The 5227-nt window shown below is 67.3% G+C and carries 6 protein-coding genes and 2 pseudogenes; 3 read left to right on the plus strand and 5 right to left on the minus strand.

What is annotated here, in order from left to right; all coding sequences use genetic code 11:
• A partial coding sequence (cysC, locus tag QOI01_RS10185; protein ID WP_526380472.1) for an adenylyl-sulfate kinase occupies positions 1–617 on the plus strand: 617 nt, incomplete at its 5' end.
• On the opposite strand, the gene QOI01_RS10190 is transcribed toward cysC, so the two are convergent.
• Positions 618–1394, minus strand: coding sequence for a trans-aconitate 2-methyltransferase (locus QOI01_RS10190; RefSeq protein WP_526380474.1), 777 nt, complete (start codon positions 1392–1394; stop codon positions 618–620).
• A gap of 16 nt (positions 1395–1410) precedes the next feature.
• On the opposite strand from QOI01_RS10190, the gene QOI01_RS10195 reads away from it, so the two are divergent.
• Complete coding sequence (locus tag QOI01_RS10195) at positions 1411–2295, plus strand: amidohydrolase family protein (RefSeq protein ID WP_526380482.1); 885 nt, start codon at positions 1411–1413, stop codon at positions 2293–2295.
• A gap of 177 nt (positions 2296–2472) precedes the next feature.
• On the opposite strand, the pseudogene QOI01_RS10200 reads toward QOI01_RS10195, so the two are convergent.
• Both QOI01_RS10200 and QOI01_RS10205 read right to left on the minus strand, forming a co-directional pair.
• Positions 2473–2742: pseudogene (locus QOI01_RS10200) on the minus strand (class I SAM-dependent methyltransferase); the annotation flags it as partial.
• Positions 2743–2774: 32 nt separating this feature from the next.
• Positions 2775–3683, minus strand: coding sequence for an oxygenase MpaB family protein (locus QOI01_RS10205; protein WP_526380476.1), 909 nt, complete (start codon positions 3681–3683; stop codon positions 2775–2777).
• Between the two features lie 73 nt (positions 3684–3756).
• Between QOI01_RS10205 and QOI01_RS10210 the strand changes: the two genes are divergently transcribed.
• Positions 3757–4377, plus strand: coding sequence for a TetR/AcrR family transcriptional regulator (locus QOI01_RS10210; protein ID WP_526380478.1), 621 nt, complete (start codon positions 3757–3759; stop codon positions 4375–4377).
• A 25-nt stretch (positions 4378–4402) separates the two neighbouring features.
• Here QOI01_RS10210 and QOI01_RS10215 read toward each other — a convergent pair whose 3' ends face one another.
• The gene (locus QOI01_RS10215; RefSeq protein WP_526380480.1) at positions 4403–5014 is read right to left on the minus strand and encodes a TetR/AcrR family transcriptional regulator; all 612 of its coding nucleotides are present in this window, start codon (positions 5012–5014) and stop codon (positions 4403–4405) included.
• A 57-nt stretch (positions 5015–5071) separates the two neighbouring features.
• Positions 5072–5227 (minus strand): annotated as a pseudogene (locus QOI01_RS10220) (MMPL family transporter); the annotation flags it as partial.

Raw genomic sequence — 5227 nt, forward strand, 5'->3', positions numbered from 1 at the left:
GGCCGGGTGCGCAGACCCGCAACGACATCCGTTGGCATCCTTCGGCACTGGATCGTGACCACCGCTGGAAGGCCACCAGTCAGCGGGGCGCCACCATCTGGTTCACCGGCCTCCCCGCGTCGGGCAAGTCGACGGTGGCCGTCGCCGTCGAGCGCGCGCTCGTCGAGTCCGGCGACGTCGCCTATCTGCTCGACGGTGACAACATCCGCCACGGCCTGTCCGACGACCTCGGGTTCTCGGCCGGTGACCGGGCCGAGAACATCAGGCGGGTCGGACATCTCACCCGGCTGTTCGCCGATGCCGGGGTGGTCGCGCTCGCCTCCCTGGTGTCGCCGCTGAAGTCCGACCGCGAGATCGCCAGGGCCCTCAACGACGCGGCCAAGCTGCCCTTCATCGAGGTCTACATCGCCACGTCGGTGCAGGAGTGCGAGAAGCGGGACCCCAAGGGCCTCTACGCACGCGCCCGGGCGGGCGAACTCAAGGGACTGACCGGCGTCGACGCTCCGTACGAGGCGCCCGAGAACCCGGACCTGGTGCTCGATACCACCGGCGCCGACATCGACGACCTGGTGGCCAAGGTCCTCGAGGTACTCAGGTCCAAGCGCGACGGGGCCTGATCAACGCGGCGAGCAACCGACCTGGGCGACCACGAAGATCCGGCGGAACGGGAAGAACGTGCGACCGTCGGGTCGCGCCGGGTACTTGGCGTCCAGCATGGGGATGAGCTCGGCGCGGAACCGTTGCCAATCCTCTTCACGGAGTGCGTCTTTCACGGGCGTCAAGGCGGTGCCGGTGATCCAGTCCAGTACCGGATGTTCGCCCGTGAGCTCGTGGACGTAGGTCGTCTCCCAGGTGTCGACGGCGCAGCCCGCGTCGCTGAGCATCCCGGCGTACTCCGCCGCCGAGTCGACCACCTTGCCCACCCGGAAGGGGATGTCGCTCAAGGCATCAATCCACTTCGGACTGCTTGCCAGCTCGCGCACCGCGGCATGCGACGGCGCGTCGAAGTTGCCGGGCACCTGCACGGCGATCCACGCACCGGTGGGCAGCTGATCAGCCCAGCGGACCAACAGCTCCCGATGTCGTGGCACCCACTGCAACGCCGCGTTGCTCAGCACGACGTCGGTGTCCGGCCTCGGCGTCCACACCGCCAGTTCCCCGAGGCTCGCGTCGAGGCCACGCGCGCGCGCCGCGTCGACCATCTCCTGCGAGCTGTCAACGGCCTCGATGACCGCTTCCGGCCATCGCTCGGAGAGGGTGACCGTCAGGTTTCCGGGTCCGCAGCCGAGGTCGACCACGCGACGGGGCGACTCGGCGCCCACCCGCATCAGGAGTTCGTAGAACGGTCGTCCACGGTGGTCGGCGAAGGCCAGGTACACGTCGGGATTCCACATGCTGCCATCCTCTCTGATGATGAATGAATCAACGAAGGTGCGTGCGACCTGGGAGGCGCTGGGGCTGCCAGGCATCGTGGACGTGCACACCCACTTCATGCCCAAGCCCGTGCTGGACAAGGTGTGGAAGTACTTCGACGAGGCCGGAGCGCTGGTCGGGCGCGTCTGGCCGATCGCCTACCGCTCCGACGAGGCCAACCGTCTCGAGACGCTGCGCGGCTTCGGCGTGCGCGCCTTCACCTCGCTGGTCTATCCACACAAACCGCAGATGGCGGCCTGGCTGAATCAGTGGGCCGCGCAGTTCGCCTCGACCACGCCCGACTGCCTGTCCACTGCCACGTTCTATCCGGAGTCGGGGGCCGACGCGTACGTCAGGGCGGCCATCGACGGCGGCGCCCGGGTGTTCAAGGCCCATGTCCAGGTCGGCGGTTACGACCCCTCCGATCCTCTGCTCGACGGGGTGTGGGGGATGATCGAGGAGGCGCGGGTTCCCGTCGTGATCCACTGCGGATCTGGCCCCCAACCGGGACGGCACACCGGGCCAGAGCCGATCGAGGCGGTGTTGGCGCGACATCCCCGATTGCGCCTCGTCATCGCCCACATGGGCATGCCGGAGTACCGCGACTTCTTGGACCTGTGCGACCGGTTCGACGGCGTGCGGCTGGACACCACGATGGCGTTCACGCCGTTCATCGAGGAGACGATGCCGTTCCCGAAGTCCGAGCGGCACCGGCTCGCAGAGCTGGGCGACCGCATTCTATTCGGCAGCGACTTCCCGAACATCCCCTACAGCTACCTCGAGGCCATGCAGGTGCTGACCAGGCTGGAGGGCATCGATGACGACTGGCTGCGCGGCGTCTTCCACGACAACGCCGCCAGCCTCTTCGGGCTCGCGCTCTAGATAGCCGCCAGCTCGTCGATCTGCGCCTTCGGCCTCGTTCACAGCCCGCTTGCAGTGTCACCGGCTTAGCTGGTCGGCGTGGTTCTTCGGATCACTGGACGCGCGCGACTTCATCACCGTCGACAAGCCCCCAGGGTCACTGTGGGTGACGGGGCTGTCGGTGCGCCTGTTCGGCATGAACAGCCTCTCGAAGTACTTGGTGCGGGCAGCTTGGAACGATACGAAGTGCCCGCCGAAGTCGGAGCGGAGCCGACCGGCCCCATCGCCCTCGCCACCGTCGAGCACGTCGGCCCATTCGCCGCCCGCCGCCAGGCAGAAGACCTCGGCAAAGGGGTCGAGGACCAGCGGTTCGGCCTTCTGCGCCTCCAATGCCCTTGCGGCGGCGACGAACAGGGCCGTCGACCCGACGCTCGTCGTGATGTCCCAGGTGTCGTCATCGCTTCGCACGCCGGCGACCGTACGCCGGGATGCTGACAGCCCTACACCAGCGGACGTCCGGTCCTGATCCGCCAGTCGAGGTCCTTGAGGAGCACGTTGAACGGGAACTGCCTGACGAAGCGGGGCGACAGCCGGGTGCCGGTCCGCAACACGCGCATCAGCCAGTCGAAGCGACGCTGACGACGAGCATCCCACGGCAGCCGCATCTCGTCGCGAAAGCGTTGCGGCAGGAAGCCGGTCGTGATGAGGAGGGCAAAGCCCTCGGACCATCGTCGTAGCGGCCCTGGCAGCTTCACCCCGCGCACCCGGCTCACAGCGATCGGGTAGAGGTAATCGCGCACGGTGTCGTCGATGTAGACCTTCGCAAGTGACTGCTGCCAGTACGCATCGAAGGCCGCCCGATCCGGAGGCCACATCTCCGGCGGTACCTGCAGCGTGGTGCCCAGCGAGATGCCGTCGGCGTAGTGCCGGTCGGCGGTCTCGGCGTCCATCTCACCCACGAACGTGCGGTAGGAGTCGACGGCGCCCTTGTACAGGCAGGCGGCGACCCACAGCTGAAGATCCTTGTCGAAGGCGTTGTACTTCACCGGGCTCTCGTCGGTCGAGTACACCTGGGCGTGCGCCCCGTTGACCGCACGGCGGAAGGCGGCCTTCTGCTCGTCGCTGCCGCGGCCCGCCACGGCCAGGTACGTGAACGTGGTACGCGCCCGCTTGATCGGATGACGGTCGACGCGACCACTTTCGACGCGGCTCTCCAGCACGCCGTAGCCGACCCCCGGCCTGGCCAGTTGCATGATGACGTTCGCCGGGCCAAGGAGCAGGCCCACGCCGAGCAGCCCCTCGTCGAGGGTGGGAGCGCTCCGGCGCTTCAGCGGACCGCGGCGCCCGGCCGAGATGGCTGGTGCGCTCACCGCACGCTCGACGTGACTGTCACCGACCGTCACGGTCAACCCCCATCCAAATGTGAGAACGCGTGTTTCCTGATATTGCCCCGGATGCCAGACGGGTGTCAAGATCGTGGGCATGTCCATGGTCCGGCCCTACGGCGGCGTCGAGGCGCGCGATCGGATCGCGGAGCGCAGGCGCCGACTGCTCGACGCGGGCCTGCAGCTGTTGGGCGGGGCGGACAACCCTGCCGAACTCACCGTGCGCGCCATCTGCGGGCAGGCCAGAACGTCGGCGAGGTACTTCTACGAGAGCTTCCCCGACAAGGACGCGTTGGCGGCCGCGGTATTCGACTGGGTTATCGCCGACATCGCCGCGACCACGCAGGCCGCCGTCGTGGCCGCGCCCCGCGAGGAGCAGAACCGGGCGGGCATCGCGAACCTCGTCCGCACGATTGCGGGTGACGCGAGGATCGGCCGCCTGTTGTTCAACGCGCAACTCTCCAACCCGGCGCTCGCCCGCAAGCGGGCCGAGCTCGGCGGTGTGTTCGCCCTGCTGTCAGGCCAGCACGTGACGAGCGCGTACCAATTGCCGCAGCACGAATGGGTCAAGGCCGTCGCGCACTTCGTGGTCGGCGGAGTGGGCCAGACGATCAGCGCATGGGTGTCCAGTGACATCCGAATGGACCAGGGTCAGCTCGTCGACCAGCTCACCCGAATGGTCGACGCGCTGGCGTTTCGCGATCTCGATAGGAGCTAGTCGTCCGTCTGGGAATTGAGCTGGTTCAGTGCCCCGCGTGGACCGCGGGCAACACCAACGTGTCGATGACCTGTCGCATGAACTTGGCGTCGACGGTCTGTCCGCCGATGACCCGCATCAGGGCCATGGCGGTGAGCGCATCGGCGATGAGCGACCAGTCGCGATCACTGGACACTTCGCCGCGGACGGCGGCCTGCTCGAGTATCGCCGTTACCACCCGTCGACCCTTGTGCAGCATCAGGTCGTCGAGGGCCGAGGCGAGTTCGGGGTCGTGCGCGGCCTCCACCGCGACCCGTAGCACCAGGTCGTTGGAGACCAAGTCGTCGTCGTTTCGGGCTGTGCGTTCGACGAGGAGATCGAAATCGCCTGTGAGACTGCCGGTATCGGGGGCTTCGTCGCTCATCAGGTCGGGTCGCCAGTAAACGAGTGCGTCGGTGATCAACGCTGCCTTCGAGGACCACCGGCGGTAGATCGCGGCTTTGCCGACGCCGGCGCGTGCGGCGATGTCGTTCATGTTGGTGGCGTCGTAGCCGTGTTCGGTGAGGGCGGCCACGGCGGCGTTGAGGATGGCGGGATCGCGTGACCGGTCCAGACGTCCGTCAGTGCGCTGGCGCAGTTTCGATTCGCTGTCTGTCATGTGTCCCGATCTGGCGATGACGACTTGGTTTTAGCTTCGCAGATCCGCGCAACCAAGTCACACCGTCGGCGATGTTGAAATCGGCGCGGTGCTCGCGTCGGATGCGGGCTCAGGACCGTCTCTCTTCACGATCTTGAAGGTGTTCAGTGGCCACCAGAACCAGCGTCCGAGTGCGGCGGCGATCGAGGGGGTCATGAAGGAGCGCACGATGAG

Origin of the sequence: Mycobacterium sp., assembly GCF_032162605.1 — a bacterium.
Taxonomy (GTDB): domain Bacteria; phylum Actinomycetota; class Actinomycetes; order Mycobacteriales; family Mycobacteriaceae; genus Mycobacterium.